At 57.0% G+C, this 19,828-nt stretch carries 15 protein-coding genes; 10 read left to right on the forward strand and 5 right to left on the reverse strand.

What is annotated here, in order from left to right:
• The first annotated feature begins 109 nt into the window (after positions 1–109).
• The 3 genes from lon (at position 110) to ACWJ62_RS04965 (ending at position 5,039) form a co-directional block, all read left to right on the forward strand.
• A complete protein-coding gene (gene lon, locus ACWJ62_RS04955; RefSeq protein WP_449285174.1) occupies positions 110–2,527 on the forward strand; it encodes an endopeptidase La in 2,418 nt (805 codons plus the stop codon).
• Between the two features lie 238 nt (positions 2,528–2,765).
• A complete protein-coding gene (locus ACWJ62_RS04960) occupies positions 2,766–3,038 on the forward strand; it encodes an HU family DNA-binding protein (protein WP_008174603.1) in 273 nt (90 codons plus the stop codon).
• A 156-nt stretch (positions 3,039–3,194) separates the two neighbouring features.
• A complete protein-coding gene (locus tag ACWJ62_RS04965; RefSeq protein WP_449285175.1) occupies positions 3,195–5,039 on the forward strand; it encodes a SurA N-terminal domain-containing protein in 1,845 nt (614 codons plus the stop codon).
• 112 nt (positions 5,040–5,151) lie between these two features.
• Here ACWJ62_RS04965 and ACWJ62_RS04970 read toward each other — a convergent pair whose 3' ends face one another.
• Positions 5,152–6,024 (reverse strand): MurR/RpiR family transcriptional regulator, encoded by an 873-nt coding sequence (locus ACWJ62_RS04970; RefSeq protein WP_449285176.1) that lies wholly within the window; start codon positions 6,022–6,024, stop codon positions 5,152–5,154.
• A 211-nt stretch (positions 6,025–6,235) separates the two neighbouring features.
• On the opposite strand from ACWJ62_RS04970, the gene zwf reads away from it, so the two are divergent.
• From zwf to ACWJ62_RS04985, 3 genes are read left to right on the forward strand one after another with little or no spacing between them, the layout of a single operon-like run.
• A complete protein-coding gene (zwf, locus tag ACWJ62_RS04975; RefSeq protein WP_449285177.1) occupies positions 6,236–7,711 on the forward strand; it encodes a glucose-6-phosphate dehydrogenase in 1,476 nt (491 codons plus the stop codon).
• Positions 7,704–8,417, forward strand: coding sequence for a 6-phosphogluconolactonase (pgl, locus tag ACWJ62_RS04980; RefSeq protein ID WP_449285358.1), 714 nt, complete (start codon positions 7,704–7,706; stop codon positions 8,415–8,417). Before zwf ends, pgl begins: the two co-directional genes overlap by 8 nt.
• A 29-nt stretch (positions 8,418–8,446) precedes the next feature.
• Complete coding sequence (locus ACWJ62_RS04985; RefSeq protein ID WP_449285178.1) at positions 8,447–9,094, forward strand: bifunctional 4-hydroxy-2-oxoglutarate aldolase/2-dehydro-3-deoxy-phosphogluconate aldolase; 648 nt, start codon at positions 8,447–8,449, stop codon at positions 9,092–9,094.
• Between the two features lie 428 nt (positions 9,095–9,522).
• Here the strand turns inward: ACWJ62_RS04985 and pyk are convergent, their stop codons facing one another.
• On the reverse strand, positions 9,523–10,971 hold the full coding sequence (gene pyk / locus ACWJ62_RS04990; RefSeq protein ID WP_449285179.1) for a pyruvate kinase: 1,449 nt from the start codon (positions 10,969–10,971) through the stop codon (positions 9,523–9,525).
• 68 nt (positions 10,972–11,039) lie between these two features.
• Positions 11,040–12,044 (reverse strand): type I glyceraldehyde-3-phosphate dehydrogenase, encoded by a 1,005-nt coding sequence (gap, locus tag ACWJ62_RS04995; RefSeq protein ID WP_449285180.1) that lies wholly within the window; start codon positions 12,042–12,044, stop codon positions 11,040–11,042.
• A gap of 169 nt (positions 12,045–12,213) precedes the next feature.
• On the opposite strand from gap, the gene edd reads away from it, so the two are divergent.
• Both edd and ACWJ62_RS05005 read left to right on the forward strand, forming a co-directional pair.
• The gene (gene edd / locus ACWJ62_RS05000; protein WP_449285181.1) at positions 12,214–14,034 is read left to right on the forward strand and encodes a phosphogluconate dehydratase; all 1,821 of its coding nucleotides are present in this window, start codon (positions 12,214–12,216) and stop codon (positions 14,032–14,034) included.
• Positions 14,031–14,996, forward strand: coding sequence for a glucokinase (locus ACWJ62_RS05005; RefSeq protein ID WP_449285182.1), 966 nt, complete (start codon positions 14,031–14,033; stop codon positions 14,994–14,996). The genes edd and ACWJ62_RS05005 overlap by 4 nt, the downstream gene beginning before the upstream one ends.
• A 21-nt stretch (positions 14,997–15,017) precedes the next feature.
• Here the strand turns inward: ACWJ62_RS05005 and ACWJ62_RS05010 are convergent, their stop codons facing one another.
• Positions 15,018–15,758: a nitroreductase family protein gene (locus ACWJ62_RS05010; RefSeq protein WP_449285183.1), complete on the reverse strand. Its 741-nt coding sequence runs from the start codon at positions 15,756–15,758 to the stop codon at positions 15,018–15,020.
• 92 nt (positions 15,759–15,850) lie between these two features.
• On the opposite strand from ACWJ62_RS05010, the gene ACWJ62_RS05015 reads away from it, so the two are divergent.
• The gene (locus ACWJ62_RS05015) at positions 15,851–16,459 is read left to right on the forward strand and encodes a uracil-DNA glycosylase family protein (RefSeq protein ID WP_449285184.1); all 609 of its coding nucleotides are present in this window, start codon (positions 15,851–15,853) and stop codon (positions 16,457–16,459) included.
• Positions 16,460–16,509: 50 nt separating this feature from the next.
• On the opposite strand, the gene ACWJ62_RS05020 is transcribed toward ACWJ62_RS05015, so the two are convergent.
• Positions 16,510–18,261, reverse strand: coding sequence for an ABC transporter substrate-binding protein (locus ACWJ62_RS05020; RefSeq protein WP_449285185.1), 1,752 nt, complete (start codon positions 18,259–18,261; stop codon positions 16,510–16,512).
• Positions 18,262–18,631: 370 nt separating this feature from the next.
• On the opposite strand from ACWJ62_RS05020, the gene ACWJ62_RS05025 reads away from it, so the two are divergent.
• A complete protein-coding gene (locus ACWJ62_RS05025) occupies positions 18,632–19,759 on the forward strand; it encodes a porin (protein WP_449285186.1) in 1,128 nt (375 codons plus the stop codon).
• Positions 19,760–19,828 lie beyond the last annotated feature (69 nt).

Raw genomic sequence — 19,828 nt, forward strand, 5'->3', positions numbered from 1 at the left:
TTGTATCGCGATATTCCCGCCCTGTTTCGTTTGGTAAAAAGATTGCAATTTTTGCGGGCGCCCCAATGAAGGGTGATATGCTGAAGTAAATACCGTCAGAGGATTCCCAATGACCCGTATACCCGAAAATGCCGTGCAAGAATACCCGCTGCTCCCGCTGCGTGACGTAGTGGTGTTTCCGCACATGGTGGTCCCGCTTTTCGTGGGCCGAGAAAAATCCATTCAGGCTCTGGAAGCCGCGATGGAAGGAAGTAAGGAAATCCTCCTGGTAGCCCAGAAAGACGCCTCTACTGATGAGCCTGGTCCGAAGGATGTGTTCGATATGGGCACCCTGGCTACGGTCCTGCAAATGCTTCGCCTGCCCGATGGCACCGTCAAGGTGCTGGTAGAAGGCAACGCTAGAGCCACCATCAGCGATATTTCCGAGGGTGAGTACCTGTCTGGCGGCGCTGTCCTGATGGATGAAGAAGGGCTGCCAGATCGCGAGCAGGAGGTTCTTGTAAAGGCCTTGATGGACGAGTTCGAGAAGTACGTGAAACTGTCCAAAAAGGTCCCTTCCGAAGTCTCTAATGCGCTCACCGGTATTGAAGAGCTTGAGCGCCTGGCCGACACCATGGCCGCTCACCTGGAAATGCGTATTCCGGAAAAGCAGGAGCTTCTTGAGGCGCTGGATATCCGCAAGCGCGTGGACCTGCTGCTGGGCAAGTTGGATGGCGAGATCGACCTGATCGAGGTTGAGAAGCGCATCCGTGGCCGCGTGAAGAAGCAGATGGAACGCAGCCAGCGCGAGTACTATCTGAATGAACAGATGAAGGCCATCCAGAAGGAAATGGGTAACCTGGGTGAGGGCAACAACGACTTCGAGGAACTCGAGCAGAAGCTCGAAGAAGCCGGACTGCCGGAAGAAGCCCGCAAGAAGACCGAAACGGAACTGAACAAGCTCAAGATGATGTCGCCGATGTCTGCGGAAGCGACCGTGGTACGTGGTTACATCGACTGGATGCTGGCCATTCCCTGGAAGAAGCGCAGCCGTGTCCGTCACGACATAGAGAAAGCGCGCGAAATCCTCGACAGGGACCATTACGGTCTGGATGAGGTAAAGAAGCGTATTCTGGAGTACCTTGCGGTTCAGAGCCGTGTGAAGAAGGTCAAAGGCCCGGTTCTTTGCCTGGTTGGGCCTCCCGGTGTTGGTAAAACCTCTCTCGGGCAGTCCATCGCCCGTGCTACCAACCGGAAATACACCCGCATGGCCCTCGGCGGCGTTCGGGATGAAGCCGAGATCCGCGGCCACCGGAAAACCTACATTGGTGCCTTGCCGGGCAAGCTTCTGCAGAAGTTGTCCAAGGTGGGCGTGAAGAACCCGCTGTTCCTGTTCGATGAAATCGACAAGATGGGCATGGACCATCGTGGTGATCCGGCCTCAGCATTGCTGGAGGTTCTCGACCCGGAACAGAATCACACCTTCAATGATCACTATCTGGAAGTGGATTACGATCTGTCTGATGTGATGTTCGTGTGTACCTCCAACTCCATGGATATTCCTCCAGCCCTGCTGGACCGGATGGAAATCATCCGTATCCCGGGTTATACGGAGGACGAGAAGGTCAACATTGCGCTGCGGTATCTGTTGCCCAAGCAGATCAAGGCCAACGGCCTGCGCAAGGACGAGCTCAAACTGCCAGAGGACACCCTTCGCGACCTGATCCGCTATTACACCCGTGAAGCGGGTGTGCGTGGTCTGGAGCGCGAGATTGCGAAGATCTGCCGCAAGGTGGTACGTGACCATGTGGAGAGTGGAGAGAAGGTCTCGGTCACCCTCACGCAGGACATGCTCGAAGATTACTCGGGGGTCAAGAAATTCAAGTACGGCCTCGCCGAGGAAAAGAACGAGATTGGTCAGGTGACCGGTCTGGCATGGACCCAGGTGGGTGGCGAATTGCTGCACATTGAGTGCGCCCTCACGCCGGGCAAGGGCCGGGTCGTCAAGACCGGTTCTCTGGGTGATGTCATGCAGGAGTCCATCCAGACGGCGTTGACGGTGGTACGTAGCCGGGCACCCGGCCTTGGAATTGCTGATGATTTCCACGAGAAGCACGATCTTCACGTGCACGTTCCGGAGGGTGCGACACCGAAAGATGGCCCCAGTGCCGGTATCGGTATGTGCACAGCGCTGGTTTCTTCACTGACCAAGATTCCGGTTCGTGCCGACGTTGCGATGACCGGTGAAATTACCCTGCGTGGCCGCGTTCTTGCCATCGGTGGCTTGAAGGAAAAGCTGCTTGCGGCGCATCGCGGTGGCATCAAGACAGTGATTATCCCGGACGAAAATGTCAGGGATCTCAAAGAGATACCGGAAAACATCAAGGAATCGCTGGAGATTCGCCCGGTGAAGTGGATTGACGAAGTGCTGGATATTGCACTGGCCTACCCACCCGAGCCCAGGACCGAGGATTCCTCTCCGGAAACGGGTTCTGGCAAGCCGCGTGATGAAGAAGGCGACGGGGCAGAGCGCATAAATACACATTAAAGCCTTGATGAGTTGTTGACATGCCTGAGAGCCCATTGGTATAACTGTTTCGCCGTGAAGCAGCCAATACCAAGGGCTCCCGCGCAGTTAGTGCCTATTCCGAATGCCGGTTTAAAGCCGAAAGGAATAAGAAAAGTGAAGAATGGAATTCTCCGACCGCTTATGCGATAGTCGAGAACGTCCGAGAAAAAACAAACCAACCTATAACATCTTCAACCTGAAATCGAAGGGGTTTAGTGTGAACAAGTCCGAACTTATCGATGCAATTGCAGAGTCCGCAGATATCTCCAAAGCCGCCGCTGGCCGTGCTCTGGACGCAATGACCAACTCCATCACCGGTGCCCTGAAAAAAGGCGATCAGGTAACTCTGATCGGTTTTGGTACCTTCTCCGTTAAAGAGCGTGCTGCTCGTACTGGTCGTAACCCGCAGACTGGTGCCGAGATCAAGATTCCGGCCTCCAAAGTGCCTGGGTTCAAAGCAGGCAAGGCCCTGAAAGACGCCGTTAAGTAACGGTTCTTTCTCCGGTGGCTTCTGTCGCAGGAAGCCACCCAAGAAGAATTCAAGGCGCATTCCACACCGGGTGCGCCTTTTTACGTTAGGTCCGCCCGTCGCCGCGCGCTGAAACGAATAACACTGCACCACCTTGAACAGGGATCCGGGAGAAACATGCTTCAAGATATTCGGAACAATGCCCAGGGCACGATCGCCAAGGTCATCATTGGTCTTCTCATTGTGTCGCTATCCATCTGGGGGATGGACGCCATTGTTGGCGGCTTCTCCGGCGAGCCCGAGGTGGCAACCGTCAACGGCGAGGATATTACCGAGCGGGAGTTTCTCCGCGTGGTCCAGATGGAGAGCCAGCGTCGGCTGTCCAGAATGGAAAACCCGGACCCCTCGATGCTTGACGAAGACCAGATTCGCACAGACGTGCTGGATTCTCTGATCCAGGAGCAGGTCCTGATTCAGGATGCCAACGCTCAGGGACTGGAACTCAATGATGCTGATATCGATGCGTTGATTACCCAGATGCCGCAGTTCCAGGTGGACGGCCAGTTCAATCGCGACCGCTTTGTGGCCACAGTCCGGAATATGGGCATGGGCGTAGGCGAGTTTCGCGAGGCCATGCGAAAGCAATATGTGGTAAACCAGATCCGTGCAGGTATTGTTCAGAGTGGCCTGGTCGCCGATGAGAATGCCGAGCAGCTGCTCCAGATTCAGAACCAGACACGCAGTTTCCGGGTGCTGGATATTTCTGCCAGCGCAGTGGCGGACACGGTATCGGTTACTGATGCGGACGTTGAAGCCTTCTATGAAGAGAACTCAGGTGCGTTTCAGCAGCCAGAGCGCGTAGACGCTGCCTACATCACGCTTTCGCTGGGTGCCCTTGCCGAGAGCATTGAAATTGACGATGCGGAGCTTCAGGCCTACTACGAGCAGCAGGCCTCTGATCTGGCCAGTGAGGAGCGTCGGGCGTCCCACATCCTGATCGAAGAGGGCAGTGACGCGGACGACACCATGGCAACGATCCAGGAACGTCTGGCGGCCGGGGAGTCCTTTGCTGACCTGGCGAGGGAGTATTCCATTGATACCGTTTCGGCCGAGGACGGCGGCGACCTGGGCTATGCCGGTCGTGGAATTTACGCCGAGCCCTTCGAGGACGCTCTGTTTGCCCTTGAGGAAGGTGAAATTTCCGAGCCGGTTCGAACGTCTTTCGGGGTTCATCTTATTCGCCTGGAGGATGTCAGGGAGTCAGAGGTGCCGTCTCTGGACGAAATGGAAGACCAGCTACGTCGTGAGCTGGCCCGTGAAAAAGCCCGTGAACAGTTTGCAGAAGTCCGGGCAGAGCTTGCCGACTCCGCGTATGCCGCCGATGATCTGGCCGGCCCTGCCGAAGAGCTCGGGCTTGAGGTGCGCGAGGCCAGCGGCGTTACCCGTGACGGTGGCCAGGCCCCGTTCGACCACGCCGGTCTGGTACGTCAGTTGTTCTCCGAGGATGTGCTGGAAGCCGGCTACAATACCGAGTTGATTGATGTTGGTGACAATGTGTCCGTTGTCGCGCGGGTTCGCGAATACCATGAGGCCGAGCAGCTGCCGCTGGATCAGGTTCGCGCTCAGATCCGGGCGACGCTGGAGCAGCGCAAGACACGGGAAGCTCTTTCTGAGAGGGCTGACACGATTATCGCTGACCTTGAGTCAGGCGAGAGTCTTGAGGGTTTCGGTGAGTGGTCCAGCTATGAAGGGCTGGCAAGGAATGCCTCCGAGGCAGGTCCCGCCATTCTGCAGCAGGTGTTTTCTTTGCCGCGCCCGGCGGATGGCGCCCGGTTTGGCAAAGCTGTGACGGCCGATTCTGCCGCGGTGATTGCGCTGGACGCGGTCACGGACGGGCAGGTCTCAGAAGATGGCGCCGAACTGAACCAGCTTCGCGAATTCCTGGCATCTCTTGAAGGGCAAAGGGAATACGCCGCTTATCAGCAGTTCCTGCGAAATCGTGCGGAGGTCGAGAGACCCTGATATCCGCCTCATGAAAAAGGCGCCGAATGGCGCCGTGCGAGCAACGAGAAGCCCGGTGCGACTGCCCGGGCTTTCTTGTATCTGCGTCCCCCTTCTATTGTGACACTGAGGCTCAGATAGGCGGGAAGCGGGTAGGCTTGAGGCTTTCCTTGATCTTCTTGAGGTGCCCGAGGAAATCTGCGCCGCGTTTGAGGGTTACCCCGGTTGCCAGGATGTCGATAACGCTCAGGTGAATGATGCGAGAGGACATTGGCATATAGACTTCAGTGTCCTCCGGAGCGGTGACGCCCAGCACCACCGTGCAGCTTTCCGCCAGGGGGGAATCGGGGTTGGTGATGCCAATCACAGTAGCACCGTTGGCTCGCGCCAGTTGCGCGATATCCACGGTTTCCCGGGTGCGGCCCGTGTAGGAAATGAGCACGATAACATCACCCACATTTGCGCCGGCCGCAACCATGCGCTGCATCAGAGCGTCGTCGTAGGACATAACCGGGATATTGAAGCGGAAAAACTTGTGCTGGGCGTCCATAGCCACAGCAGCAGAGCCGCCCATGCCAAAGAAGTTGATCTGCTTGGCCTGGATCAGGTAATCGATCGCGGTGGCCAGAGCTTTCGGGTCGAGCGCCTGCCGTGCTTTATCCAGGCTGGCAATGGTACTGAGCATGATCTTGTCGGCGAATTCGGCAACGGTGTCGTCCGGCTCTACGTTCTGTCCGATATAGGGGGTGCCGGTGGCAATGCTCTGCGCCAGGCGTATCTTGAAATCCGGAAAGCCTGTGGCTGAAAAGCCACGGCAGAAACGGTTGACTGTGGGTTCGCTGACGTCGGCGGCGCGGGCCAGGGCAGCTATGCTGTAACGGGTGGCTGCACTTGGATCGCGGAGAATGGCCTCGGCCACTTTCCGCTCAGATTTGTTAAGGGTCTCCAGCCTGGACTGGATGTCCTCAAGCAGATTGTCGTCACGGTGCGCCTGGTTCGCGGCCATCAATGGTACTCCCTGAATCATGGGCGGTCGTTGTCTTGAAAACGCGGTGATTATACCGCTTTTTTACCGGTTTTGGGGTAGTAAAAGTATCACAAAATGCAGTTTTTTCTTGGAAAATCGATTCTTGGATGTCATTATTTGTTTAAAATTACTACATTGAGTCCTGTCGTCGAGTTTTTGCGACGGACTGCCCACCAGAGAGAAGGAACCAATGGTCAACAAGATCAACACCCGTTGTGACCTGATGCTATTCGGAGCGTTGGGTGACCTTGCCCAGCGAAAACTGTTTCCGGCGCTGTACCAGTTGGAGCGCGCCAACCTTCTGGCCGATGGCAGCCGGGTGCTTGCCATTGCCCGCACAGAGGCCGATACCGAGACTGTGCGCCAGCAGTTGTTTGACAGGCTGAAGCAGCATGTAAAGCCGGAAGAGTTTGATGCCGAGCTGGCCAAGTCCTTTCTGAAGCGGGTTGATTACCAGATTCTGGATTTTAACCAACCCGACGCTTTCGGTGTGCTCAACGAGTGGCGTGATGACGCCAATAATCAGCTTATTGTTTATATGGCAACCCCGCCGTCCATGTATGGCGTCATAGCCCGGAACCTGCGTTCCGCGAGTTGCTGTACCGAAAAGACACGGGTGGTGGTCGAGAAGCCGATCGGTCACGATCTGGAGTCGTCGAAGGTTATCAACGATGAGCTGGGGGAGGTTTACAACGAGAACCAGCTCTTCCGTATTGATCATTATCTGGGCAAGGAAACGGTCCAGAACCTGATCGCTCTGCGTTTTGCCAATAACCTGTTTGCCTCCCAGTGGGACCAGAACCACATCTCACACGTGGAAATTACGGTTGCTGAAAGTGTTGGCATTGAGGGCCGGTGGGGTTATTTCGACAAGGCCGGCCAGATTCGCGACATGATCCAGAATCATCTGCTGCAGCTGTTGTGCCTCATTGCCATGGACCCGCCCTCGGATCTATCCGCCGACAGCATTCGCGATGAAAAGGTAAAAGTGCTCAAGGCATTGAAGCAGGTAACGCCGGACATGATGGACAGCTATGTTGTGCGCGGTCAGTACACGGCCGGGACCAGCAACGGCAAACCGGTACCCGGCTACCTCGAAGAGGAGGGTGCGAACAAGGGCAGTGCCACCGAGACCTTTGTGGCACTCAAGGCCGAGATCGACAACTGGCGCTGGTCCGGGGTTCCTTTCTATATCCGTACCGGCAAACGCCTGCCCGAGAAACTGTCGCAGATTATCATCCACTTCAAGCCTGCGCCGCACTACATCTTTGATCCGGACCAGAAACACCTGGCCAACAACAAGTTGATCATCCGTCTGCAGCCGGACGAGGGCATGGCCCTGAAGATTCTCACCAAGGATCAGGGTCTCGACAAGGGCATGCGCCTTCGCCAGGGCCCGTTGGAGCTGACTTTTTCAGAGACGTTTGCCACCGACCGAATTCCCGACGCCTATGAGCGTCTGCTGTGGGAGGTGATGAAGGGCAACCAGTACCTGTTTGTCCGCCGGGATGAGGTGGAATATGCCTGGCGCTGGGTAGACCAGGTTATCCAGAACTGGAAAGACAGCGGCGAACCACCCAAGCGCTACGCCGCTGGAACCTGGGGGCCAGTTGCCTCCATTGCCATGATTACCCGGGACGGGAGGAGCTGGTATGAAGATGTTTGATCTTCGCTTGCCAGAGGGGGTCAGCGACCGTTCAGGAGAAACGCCCGAGAGCGTGGCCTTGAATCTTGCGGATGCGGTCGCCGAGTTCCTGGCTGTCCGCCTGAGAGAGGCGCCCAGGGCGAGCCTGGTGGTATCCGGAGGCTCTACGCCGCTGCCATTTTTCAAGGCGCTCTCGGGCAAGGATCTGGAATGGGGCAGGGTAGACGTTCTGCTGGCGGATGAGCGTTGGGTGGATGAAGACGACGACGCCAGCAATACCCGCCTGGTTCGCGAGCATCTGCTGCAGAACAAGGCTGCGTCGGCCCGCTTCCTGTCCCTCAAACAGCCCGGCGCTACGCCTGCCGAGGGGCTTGAGCGGGTGAAGGCCGAGCTAGCGGATCTGGCCCTGCCCATCGACGTGCTTATTCTGGGCATGGGCAACGACGGCCACACGGCGTCGCTGTTCCCGGACGCACCGGAGCTGGAGGGTGCCATGGATCCGGAATGTCAGGAAATCGTTGCGGCCGCCACGCCCGTGTCGCAACCCCAAAAACGCATCACCCTGACCTGGCCACCACTCAGAGATGCCAGCTTCACCGCCTTGCATCTGAAGGGCGAGGACAAGCTGCATACGCTCGAGCGGGCCATGTCCGAACCGGACAAGGTGCTCGAAATGCCCATCAGAGCTTTCCTGAAGCCTGGCCTCCAGGTGTTCTGGAGCCCCTGAAACGCCTGACCTTTGTTATGGAGAAAATCATGAACCAACTTTCCGATTACCATCGTGAGCGCGTCAGGGCAGTACTGCAATCCTCACCCCTGGTGCCTGTGATCGCTATTCAAGATCTCGAAGACGCCGTGCCGCTGTGTCAGGCGCTCGTTGATGGCGGCATCAACGTCCTGGAAATCACCCTGCGGACCGAACACGGCCTTAAAGCCATCGAAAAAGTCCGCAAGGCCATCCCGGATGCGTGGGTCGGAGCGGGAACCGTCACCAGCATTGCCCAATACCGCGAGGTAGAGGCCGCGGGCGCTCAGTTCGTGATCACCCCGGGTGTGACCGAAGCCATCCTCGAATTCGGCGTAACCTCCGAAGCCCCGCTGTTGCCGGGCATTGCCACCATCTCTGAACTGATGGTCGGCTACAATCTCGGCTACCGCGACTTCAAATTCTTCCCCGCCGAAGTCGCCGGCGGCATCCCGGCCCTCAAAGCCTTCAGCGGACCATTCCCGGACGTCACCTTCTGCCCCACCGGCGGCATCCGCCGCAACACCGCGGCAGACTATCTGGCCCTGGGCAACGTCCAGGCCGTTGGTGGCACCTGGTTGACCCCTGCGGATGTGGTGGCGGCTAAAGACTGGTCGCAGGTTACGGAGATTGCGCGGGGGAGCCTCGCTGACCTCTGATTGTGTTAATTGCCCGCGTAGCCTGCTTCTTGGGAGTTTTCGCTCTTTGGGGCAGGGCTTGGCAAAACTACCGATAACGCGAGTATTCGTCGTAACTTCGTAGGTCGGATTAGCCGCAGGCGTAATCCGACAATCAATCTCGGAAAGCCAAGAGACGTCCGTCGGATTACGCCTGCGGCTAATCCGACCTACATCCTACTGTCTTAATATTCGAGAAGCAGTCAGATTGAGATAACTGCAACATTCTGAAGGAGGTAGTGGGGTCTCCCTTTCCAAAAATGTCTGTGGCCAGGGATGGCCACAGCCAAGCGCACATGGATGTGCTCGTAGCGGTTTTTGGAAAGGGAGACCCCACTGCCGATTCGCACATTGCCGCAGGCTAAAAGGCCATGCGCCAATCGACTAAGGGCTGGAAAGAAGGCTTACAATCAGCGAATATCCGACCCAACCCGAACAATCTTCATGGTATTGGTACCACCCTGGGCATTCACATAATCACCCTTGGTAATCACCACCAGATCACCGTCCTTGACCTCCCCACGGTTCACCAATTCCGACACCGCCAACGCATTGGTCCGCTCGTTCGGAATCTTCGCTGAATCGAAAGGAACCGTCTGAACGCCACGGAACATGACAACTCGATGCTGAGTGGAGTGATGGCGCGAAAACGCAAAGATTGGCAGGCTTGACTTGATGCGGGACATCAACCTCGGTGTGGCACCCGTCTCGGTCATGCAGATAATGGCCGAGACACCCTCAAGGTGATTGGCCGCGTACATGGCCGACAGGGCAATGGCCTCGTCCACCGCTTCCATGCTCTCGTGAATCCGGTGCTTGGACTGGTGCATGGACGGATGCTTCTCTGCACCCAGGCAGATCCGAACCATGGCTTCCACGGCTTCTTTCGGATAATCACCCACAGCGGTTTCCGCAGACAGCATCACCGCATCCGTGTAGTCCATCACCGCATTGGCAACGTCTGAGACTTCGGCTCGCGTTGGCATAGGGCTGGTGATCATGGACTCCATCATCTGCGTGGCTGTGATTACCGCACGGTTAAGCACGCGGGCCCGGGAGATGATGTGCTTCTGTACGCCAACCAGCTGGGCGTCGCCGATTTCCACGGCCAGGTCGCCACGGGCAACCATGACCGCATCGGATGCCTCGATTACCGCATCCAGGGCTTCCACATCGTCGGCCAGTTCCGCGCGCTCAATTTTTGCGACCAGACCGGCGTCGGAGCCTGCCTCTTTCAGCAGGCGCCGGGCGATGTGCATATCCTCGGCGGTGCGGACGAAAGAGACGGCCACGTAATCCGCGCCCAATTTGGCGGCCGTGACGATGTCCTGCTTGTCCTTTTCTGTCAGCGCCTCGGCGGACAGGCCGCCCCCGCGCTTGTTCAGACCCTTGTTATTTGAGAGCGGGCCGCCGATCAGAACGGTGGAGGTGATGCTGTGGTCGCTGACCGACTGAACTTCCATCTCGATGCGGCCATCGTCCAGAACCAGAATGTCTCCTGGTTCCACATCCTGTATCAGCTGCTCGTAGTCAATACCAACACGTTCTTCGGTACCCGCTTCCTTGTCCATAGCGGCATCCAGTATGAACGTCTGGCCTGCCTTGAGGGTGACCTTGTTCTCCGAAAACCGTGCGATGCGCAGCTTGGGGCCCTGCAAATCGGCCAGCAGTGCGACGAACCGACCCTGAGCCGCTGCGGCTTCTCGAACGCGGCGGGCTCGGCCGATGTGCTCTTCGGCGCTGCCGTGGGAAAAGTTGAGTCGGGTGACATCCACACCGGCGGCGATAATAGCCGCGAGGGATTCCGGTGAGTCGGTGGCCGGGCCGAGGGTGGCGACAATCTTGGTACGCCTGAGCATGGTTGGTGTCCTTTGATTCTTAAAAATGGTCTCGAACAGAGTAGCGGAATCAGCCGAAACGGCCAGATTTACTGGCCGGCCTTGATGAGGGCGAGGGCATTATCCAGCATGCGATTCGAGAAGCCCCATTCATTATCGTACCAGGCCATGACTTTTACGTGACGACCCAGAACGCGGGTGTGGTTGGCGTCATAGATGCTGGACAGCGCGTTGTGATTGAAGTCGACGCTGACCAGTTTCTCCACATTATAGCCAAGAACCGGGCTTTTCTCGGCGGCTGCTTTGACCGCTTCGTTCACTTCGTCTGCGGTTGTTTCCCGGCTGGCAATGAAGCCGAAATCCACCAGTGATACGTTAATGGTGGGTACCCGAACCGCCAGGCCATCAAGTTTGCCCTCGAGCTCCGGAATAACCTTGCCAATGGCGGCGGCAGCGCCGGTCTTGGTTGGAATCATCGACTGGGTGGCAGAGCGTGCCCGATAGAGATCGGAATGGTAAACGTCGCTCAGCTTCTGATCGTTGGTGTAGGAGTGGATCGTGGTCATGAGGCCACTCTCGATGCCAATGGTCTTTTGCAGGGCTTCAACAACCGGTGCCAGGCAGTTCGTGGTGCAGGACGCGTTGGAAATGATGTCGTGGTCGGCGGTCAATGTTTCGTGGTTCACACCGTAAACGATCATTGCATCCGCATCGGGGCTGGGCGCCGAGATGATGACCTTGCGGGCGCCGGCCTTCAGGTGTGCCGCTGCCTTGTCGCGTTTGGTAAAAAGGCCGGTACACTCGAAAACAACATCAACACGATGATCGTTCCAGGGCAGTTCTTCGGGATTGCGAAGAGCGGTAATGGCAATCCTGTCCCCGTTGACGGTCAGGGATTCGGCGTCGTGACTGACGTCGGCATTAAATCGGCCATGAACGCTGTCATACTTGAGCAAATGGGCGTTGGTCTCGGCGTCGCCAAGGTCGTTGATAGCAACAACTTGGAGCTGGCTCCGGTAGTTATTTTCATACAATGCTCTGAGAACATTGCGACCGATGCGGCCAAAACCGTTGATTGCGATGCGGATTGTCATCGTCTGACTCCTTGGGTGGTCGTTTTTTGTTCGTTCAACCTTAGTAATGTAGTAAATATAACAACAAAAAAAGAAGAAATGAACGATTCAACGGTGGAAATACCAAAAAAAGGAAGTAAAATTACGTCTAAAAGCGACCACTCTAATAAATCATGCAATGGAGCCCACCATGCACCCGACCGTAGACAAGGTTACCCAGAGAATTATCGAGCGCAGTCGCTCAACGCGGCAGGACTACCTGGACCGCATGAATGCTCTCAAAGCCCAATCCCCGCACCGGAGTTCTCTGTCCTGCGGCAATCTGGCCCACGGTTTTGCGGCCTGTAATCAGGGCGACAAAGACACCCTGAAGTTCATGAACAAGGCCAACGTGGCCATGGTAACGGCCTATAACGATATGCTTTCGGCCCACCAACCCTACGAAAAGTTCCCGGATCTTATTCGGGATGCGGCCCGGGGCATGGGATCCGTGGCTCAGGTGGCCGGTGGCACGCCCGCCATGTGTGATGGTGTAACCCAGGGCCAGCCGGGTATGGAGCTGAGCCTGTTTTCCCGGGACACCATCGCGATGAGTGCCGCCGTGGCCCTGAGTCACAACATGTTTGATGCCACGCTGCTCCTGGGTATCTGTGACAAGATTGTGCCGGGCCTTCTTATTGGCTCGCTGAGCTTTGGCTACCTTCCCACCATCCTGGTTCCTGCAGGCCCCATGCCTTCAGGGCTGCCGAACAAGGAAAAGCAGCGGATTCGCCAGCTTTACGCCGAGGGCAAGGTTGGCAAGGACGAACTGCTGGAGGCCGAGAGCAAGTCCTATCACAGCCCGGGCACCTGTACGTTTTACGGCACGGCCAACAGCAACCAGCTGTTGGTGGAGGTCATGGGTCTGCACATGCCGGGGTCGGCGTTTGTAAATCCCAATACGCCGCTGCGCGATGAGCTAACTCGTGCTGCGACCGAGCAGGTGATCAAACTGTCGAAGCCTCACGGTGGCGAGCTCGGCCTGGGCGACATGGTTGATGAAAAGAGCATCGTCAATGCCCTGGTGGCGTTGCTGGTTACTGGTGGTTCCACCAATCACACCATTCACTGGATCGCTATTGCCCGAGCCGCGGGGATCATCATCGACTGGAACGACTATGCCGAGCTTTCTTCCGTGGTTCCGTCCATGACCCGGATCTACCCCAACGGACAGGAAGACGTGAATGCCTTCCACGAGGCCGGCGGAACCCCGTTCCTGATCAGAGAGCTGCTGAGCGGTGGGTACCTGCACAATGACGTGAACACGGTGGTTGGCTATGGTCTGGAGCGCTACACCGAGATGCCGGAGTTGGTGGATGAGAAGCTGGTGTGGAAGCCGTCGCCGGAAAAAAGCCTTCGCCCGGATGTACTCAGCCCGGTCGCGGAACCGTTTGCACCGGATGGGGGGCTGAGGGTGCTTGATGGCAATCTTGGTCGTGGCGTCATAAAGGTTTCTGCCGTTGCCCCGGAACATCGAAAAGTTGAAGCACCGGCCGTGGTGTTTAACGACCAGAACGAACTCAAGGCAGCCTTTGAGGCTGGCGACCTGGACAGGGATTGCATTGTGATCGTCCGTTTCCAGGGCCCGAAGAGTAATGGCATGCCGGAACTGCATAAGCTCACCCCCTACCTTGGCGTGTTGCAGGATCGCGGGTTCAAGGTGGGCCTGGTGACCGATGGTCGGATGTCCGGCGCGTCGGGCAAGGTACCCGCGGCGATCCATGTGTACCCGGAGGCACTGGATGGCGGTCCCCTGGCGAAGGTCAAGAATGGTGATCCGGTCTGTCTGGATGCCGAAAGCGGTGTTCTTGCCATCCGCGTGGATGAACAGGAGTTCGCCGGCCGGGAATCTGAAAAAGCCGACCTGACCGGTTATCATCACGGCTACGGTCGGGAGTTGTTTGGCTGGATGCGTCGCGCTGCCAGCAATCCCGAGGAAGGGGCCAGCTTTTTCTGGAATCATGAGGCATGACAGCAGCGCAGTACTCACTGGTCGGCGATATTGGCGGCACCAATGCGCGTTTTGCCCTGGTAGAGCAGGGCAACGTGCAGCCTCGTGCTATCGAGGTTCTCCCGTGCGGGGAATACACGAATCTTGATGACGCCGTGCGAGATTACCTGGCTCGGGTTGGGGTTTCGGAGGTGGATGGGGCCTGCCTGGCAGTTGCCTCGCCGGTTCGCGGTACCCAGGTTCGGATGACCAACAACCACTGGCGTTTTGATACCGAAGAAGTCCGGGCACAGTTTGGCTGGTCCAGGTTCAAGGTGATCAATGACTTTACCGCTATGGCCCTCGGCGTCCCCCACGTTGCGGACGACCATCTGGTTCATGTTTGTGGCGGCCCGGGTGACAGCCGTCGACCACGACTGGTTATGGGTCCTGGAACCGGGCTCGGTGTTTCAGGCCTGGTGCCCATCGAGCATGGCTGGGTACCTCTGATGACTGAAGGTGGCCATGTGGATTTCGCCCCGACAGATGAAACCGAAATGGCAGTTCTTCGGATTCTGAAGGCGCGATTTGGCCGGGTTTCGGTAGAGCGGATTCTATGTGGCCAGGGCCTCCTCAATCTCTATCAGGCCCACGCAGAAATTCAGGGTGTGGCCGCTCCATTGGATGCACCGGAGAAAATCACCGCGGCTGCGGTAGCAAACACCGATAGCCTGGCTCATCACACGCTGCGCCACTTCTGTGAAATCCTGGGCCGGGTAGCCGGCAACGGGGTTTTGACCCTCGGGAGCACCGGCGGGGTTTACCTTTGCGGCGGAATCCTGCCGCGCTTCCTCGAGTTTTTTCTGGAAAGCCCGTTCCGTAACGGCTTCGAAGATAAAGGAAGAATGCGGCCGCTGCTGGAATTTACACCGGTTTACGTGGTCAGTGAGCCCTACACCGGTCTGCTGGGGGCTGCTGAGGCATTGGGTAATCCGGAGGTATGACGCCGGATTGCCCTTGCCGGATTAGAGGTAATGCACCAGCTGGCGCTGATCGAAACGGTACTGGAGGTTATACACGCCGTTTTCTGCCCGTCGGCCTGCTGCCAGCACCATGGTTACCAGTCCTTTCCCTGGCAGATTAATCAGCTTCTTAACGCGATGCTCGTCAAAACCCTCCATGGGGCAGGAATCATAGCCGTGGGCCCGGAGCGCGAGCATCAGGTTCTGGGCAGCCAGAGCTGTGGATTTGGTAGCCCAGATTTTCATCTCGCAATTGGAGTAGGGCCCCCGGGGCACCGGCCGGGTAATTCCCACCGCAAGGCCTGCCGCTTTTTTCGCTAAACCCAGAATACCGAGCGGTCCCTGGTTGTAATGAATGGGGGCGACTTTGCGGTAGTATTTTTCAACGATCGGCGGCAGTTTTTCTTCCGGCCAGTCCTCCAGCGCTTGCCGTGCATGAGCCCGCCAGCTATCCGGTCGGGCAACCACTACGATCAGCGCAGCGGCGGTTTTCGCTGCATTCTGGCCAAGACAGGCGTGGGCGAGTTTTGCCTTGAGCTCCGGAGTGCGAACAACGAAAAATTCCCAGGGCTGAAGGTTACTGGAATTGGGAGCCAGGGTTGCCAGTTCCAGGCAATCTTCAAGCACTGCCTCAGGAATCGGCTCATCGGTGAAGCGCCTGATGGAGCGGCGCGTGCGAACAACTTTCCGGAACTCTTCGATATCGATTTCCGGCAGCGGGAGAGAGCCTGCTTTCGCATTCATGATGTTTCCTTCGAGACTTGTTGTGTCGTGATTGTGCCTCTATCGTTACGGGAAATGACGGTATATGCAATCACCCTTATAACGGAACGCTCATGACAGAGGACCTTTCCCGGCTTCCCCTCGATGACCTGGTTCGGCGCGTGCGGGCGTGTACGATTTGCGCCGACGTTCTTCCACGCGGGCCGAGGCCGGTCATACAGATATCTGAAAGCGCCGGAATTCTCGTAGTCGGGCAGGCTCCGGGCAGGCGCGTGCATGAAACCGGGCTACCCTTCAACGATCCCAGCGGCGATCGGCTTCGAGAATGGATGGGGGTTACCCGGGATACCTTCTATGACGAGCAGAAGCTCGCGATCCTGCCGATGGGATTTTGCTATCCGGGCACAGGCAAGTCCGGCGACCTTCCGCCGCGGCCGGAGTGCGCGCCAGCCTGGCGTAACCTGCTGCTGGATCGTCTGCCGCATGTTGGGCTTACGCTGGTTATTGGGCAGTATGCCCATGCCTGGCACCTTCCTGACTGTCGTAAGTCAGTAACAGCCAATGTTCAGCACTGGCGGGAATATTGGCCGGACGTTCTGCCGATGCCTCACCCGAGCCCCAGGAATAACCTGTGGTTGCGTCGCAACTCATGGTTCGAAAGTGAGGTCGTGCCCGAACTTCAGCGCCGGGTGGCTCGTCTTCTTGAGCCCGAATGCGGATAGCCGGCGTTCTCAGCTGGCAACGTCCGCAGGAGCCATCATTTGGCCCGTGATCATTTGGCAGCAACATTCCACTGCCTGAGTAGATCTTCGTAGCGGATGGTTTTGCCCGGTGGCTTCTCGTTGCTCAGGCGTGGCTTGGGCGCACCGGGCTGGGCCAGCCACCAGTCAGCACCCTTTACCTGCTCTTCCTCTGCCATTTTCGGGCCGCAATCACCGGCGAGGAAATTACGCTCAATGACCGAAAGGGTCCTGTCCTGCGCCGCGGCCAGGTTATCGAGTGCCTGTTGAGGGGTGACTTTGCCTGTTACCGCATCGGCGATGTTTGGCCACCAGAGTTTGGCAAGGCGAGGGTAGTCTGGCACGTTCACACCGGTCGGCGACCAGGCTGTCCTCGCAGGACTCCGATAGAACTCGACCAGGCCTCCCAGTGCCGGCGCTTTTTTCTGCATTTGCGGCGATTCCAGGTCTGAGAGCCGAATCGGGGTGAGCCCGTAGAGGGTCTTCTGGAGTGACACCGTACGCGAGACGGTAAATTGGGCATAAAGCCAGGCTGCTTTCTGCTGGTTCGCACCCATGGCCCGGGGGATGGTCCAGGCGCCAACGTCCTGGTATCCCAGTTTCATTCCATCTTGCCAATAGGCGCCGCGAGGTGAGGGCGCCATGCGCCACTTCGGTGTGCCGTCTTCATTAACGACGGGCAAGCCCTCTTTCGCCATGTCGGACGTAAAGGCGGTGTACCAGAAAATCTGCTGTGCTACCCGGCCTCTGGCCGGTACGGGCCCGGCTTCTGAAAACGTCATGTTCGCGGCTTCCGGAGGCGCGAAGCGCTGCAACCAGTCAATGTATTTTTCCAGTGCGTAGACCGCCGCAGGACTATTGGTGGCACCGCCGCGACTGACAGAAGAGCCAACAGGATGGCAGCCCTCCATACGAATGCCCCATTCATCGACGGGCAGTCCGTTGGGAATACCCCGGTCACCCGCGCCCGCCATTGAAAACCAGGCGTCGGTGAAGCGCCATCCCAGGGAGGGATCACGTTTGCCGTAGTCCATGTGGCCGTAAACCCGTTCACCATCAATTTCCCGTACATGTACCGTGAAAAACTCCGCGATGTCTTCATAGGCGGACCAGTTCACGGGCACGCCAAGCTCGTAACCGTAACGTTCCATGAACCGAGCTCTCAGTTCCGGTCGCTGGAACCAGTCGTATCGGAACCAGTACAGGTTGGCGAACTGCTGATCGGGTAGCTGGTAAATCTTGCCATCCGGCCCAGTGACGAATTCCAGGCCAATGAAATCCTCCAGTGACAGGGTGGGCAGCGTAAATGCCTTGCCAGCGTCTTCCATGTAATCGCTGAGCGCGAGAGCCCAGCCGCTGCGGGAGTGAGTGCCGATCATGTCTGAGTCGTTAACGAATGCATCGTATCGGCCCTTGGCTGCCATGATTCGCTGGAGGTTGATCTGGCGAATGACTTCGCCCTCTGGCTTTCTGTCGTGTGTTACCGGAATCTCCGTCAGCTCGGAAAATGCAGGTGCCAGGACTTCTGCCTCGTAGTCATGGGTCGGCAGTTGTTCGGACAGAACCGAGATCTTTGTTCCCTGTAGCTCAGAGGCCGCATGGGCAAACCAGGCCAGCTCTTCCGCCTGTTCATCCTCGGACAGGGTCGAATCCGGGAAATGGTCTTCGATGAGCGCGCGGATCTGCGATTGCTTCTCCACAGAAAGCGATTCGAAAAGAGGCCCGGCGGTTAACGGTGGGCCAATCAGCAGTGCCAGGCCGATTAACAACGCGAGTTTGTTCATGATCGTCTCTTGTTTTTGTTGCTTTTCGTACAATTTACGATCATATGGTTCGTTTAAAGGTTCGTCAACGAAAAATTTAGAAATTACTCTAAGTGGTTAAAAGACCAATAAAGACAGCTTGTTAGCATTTTTTTGTCAGTTTTTTGCTTTTATTTATTTGGACTAAACGAAAATTTTTTCGATCATAAACTTTTCATTTGGAATTTTCGGCGCTAGATTTGTGCTGTTTCGAACTGTTTTGGCTTAAAGCGAAAATAAATCGGTTCGTTAACGCAGTTGGCTGCCACGCGCCTGGCCGCGGCCAAGGCTTTTGGTGAGGCGTTTCGGTCGGCTGGCTAAAGTTCAGCGCTAACAAAAACAGGAAACTAACATGATCGAAAATAACAACGTTTTTATGTCGTCCAACAACCGTTCTTTCCGGAAAGCTCCACTGGCAGCCGCACTGCTATTGGTGGCAGGCGTCTCCTCGCCAGTCATGGCGGAAGTTTCTTTCGAGTCCGACAATGGGTGGAAGGCCGGCTTCAACGGCCATATTCCGATCTTTGCGGTGTTCGGAAACTATGACGAGCCAACCGATGAGGATTCTTTCACCATCACGACCGGTTTTAACCCCGCAACACTGCAAACGAACATCTATGCGCCAACCCAGAACGGCCTGGAGGTGTCAGGCCACTTCCAGATGAATGCCAATATTGCGCCCGGTGATGCCAATACGGAGTTCCGCAGTCGGGTCTCGGAGATTGCCGTAGCCGGTGAGTTTGGCAAGGTTAATATCGGTAAAGGCTTCGGTATCTATGGGGTTCCCGCCATTGGCGATAACGGCAGCGCACTGGGTGTCGGCCTGATCGGCGGCCCTGACCAGGTGGCGGCCACTGCCGGGCGCATCGGTAACGGCTACTTCTACGCCGACTTCACACCCCGCGTGATGTACACCTCCAACAACTTGGGTGGCCTGCAATTCAAGGTTGGTCTGTTTAGCCCTTCAAAAGTGGACGGCGTTACTGATGCCGAGTACACCATGCCCCGCATCGAAGCGAACGTGGTCTATTCCGGCGACAACTTCTCCCTTTGGTCCAGTGGCTTTACCCAGGATGTGGACTCAAAAACCGGCACCTTCGATAACTACACCATGTCCGGTATCGATTTCGGTGGTTCCGTCTCGCTCGGTGGTTTGAGTGTTCGTGGCAACTACGGCATCACCCAGGGCACAGGCAACGGTGTGTTTGCCGCCCGCCTGGACCCGAACGAAGAAGACGCAAGCCAGTGGTATGTTGAAACCACCTATGAGATCAACCGGACCACACTGGGTGTCAGTTATGGTGAAGGCGAGGATGACTTCATCGCAGGCGACGGTGACGATACCGATCTGACCATGCTGTTTGCCCGCTATGCGGCAACCAATCATCTGACCCTGATGGCTGAATACACCACGTTGGGTACCGGTAACGGGCAGGGCGAATACGATGCGATCATCTTTGGTTCGCAGCTGACGTTCTGATTGTCTCAAACAGAGGCAAGCACCCTCGAAAGCCGGTGCAAAAAAGGTTGAGGTTTACTCCCTCGACCT

Source organism: Marinobacter sp. PE14, assembly GCF_053566155.1.

Bases quoted from the DNA above. Each gene is read 5' to 3' on its own strand.
- lon (WP_449285174.1), top strand. From the start codon at position 110: ATGACCCGTATACCCGAAAATGCCGTGCAAGAATACCCGCTGCTCCCG.
- ACWJ62_RS04965 (WP_449285175.1), top strand. From the start codon at position 3,195: ATGCTTCAAGATATTCGGAACAATGCCCAGGGCACGATCGCCAAGGTC.
- ACWJ62_RS04970 (WP_449285176.1), bottom strand. From the start codon at position 6,024: ATGGCCGCGAACCAGGCGCACCGTGACGACAATCTGCTTGAGGACATC.
- zwf (WP_449285177.1), top strand. From the start codon at position 6,236: ATGGTCAACAAGATCAACACCCGTTGTGACCTGATGCTATTCGGAGCG.
- pgl (WP_449285358.1), top strand. From the start codon at position 7,704: ATGTTTGATCTTCGCTTGCCAGAGGGGGTCAGCGACCGTTCAGGAGAA.
- ACWJ62_RS04985 (WP_449285178.1), top strand. From the start codon at position 8,447: ATGAACCAACTTTCCGATTACCATCGTGAGCGCGTCAGGGCAGTACTG.
- pyk (WP_449285179.1), bottom strand. From the start codon at position 10,971: ATGCTCAGGCGTACCAAGATTGTCGCCACCCTCGGCCCGGCCACCGAC.
- gap (WP_449285180.1), bottom strand. From the start codon at position 12,044: ATGACAATCCGCATCGCAATCAACGGTTTTGGCCGCATCGGTCGCAAT.
- edd (WP_449285181.1), top strand. From the start codon at position 12,214: ATGCACCCGACCGTAGACAAGGTTACCCAGAGAATTATCGAGCGCAGT.
- ACWJ62_RS05005 (WP_449285182.1), top strand. From the start codon at position 14,031: ATGACAGCAGCGCAGTACTCACTGGTCGGCGATATTGGCGGCACCAAT.
- ACWJ62_RS05010 (WP_449285183.1), bottom strand. From the start codon at position 15,758: ATGAATGCGAAAGCAGGCTCTCTCCCGCTGCCGGAAATCGATATCGAA.
- ACWJ62_RS05015 (WP_449285184.1), top strand. From the start codon at position 15,851: ATGACAGAGGACCTTTCCCGGCTTCCCCTCGATGACCTGGTTCGGCGC.
- ACWJ62_RS05020 (WP_449285185.1), bottom strand. From the start codon at position 18,261: ATGAACAAACTCGCGTTGTTAATCGGCCTGGCACTGCTGATTGGCCCA.
- ACWJ62_RS05025 (WP_449285186.1), top strand. From the start codon at position 18,632: ATGATCGAAAATAACAACGTTTTTATGTCGTCCAACAACCGTTCTTTC.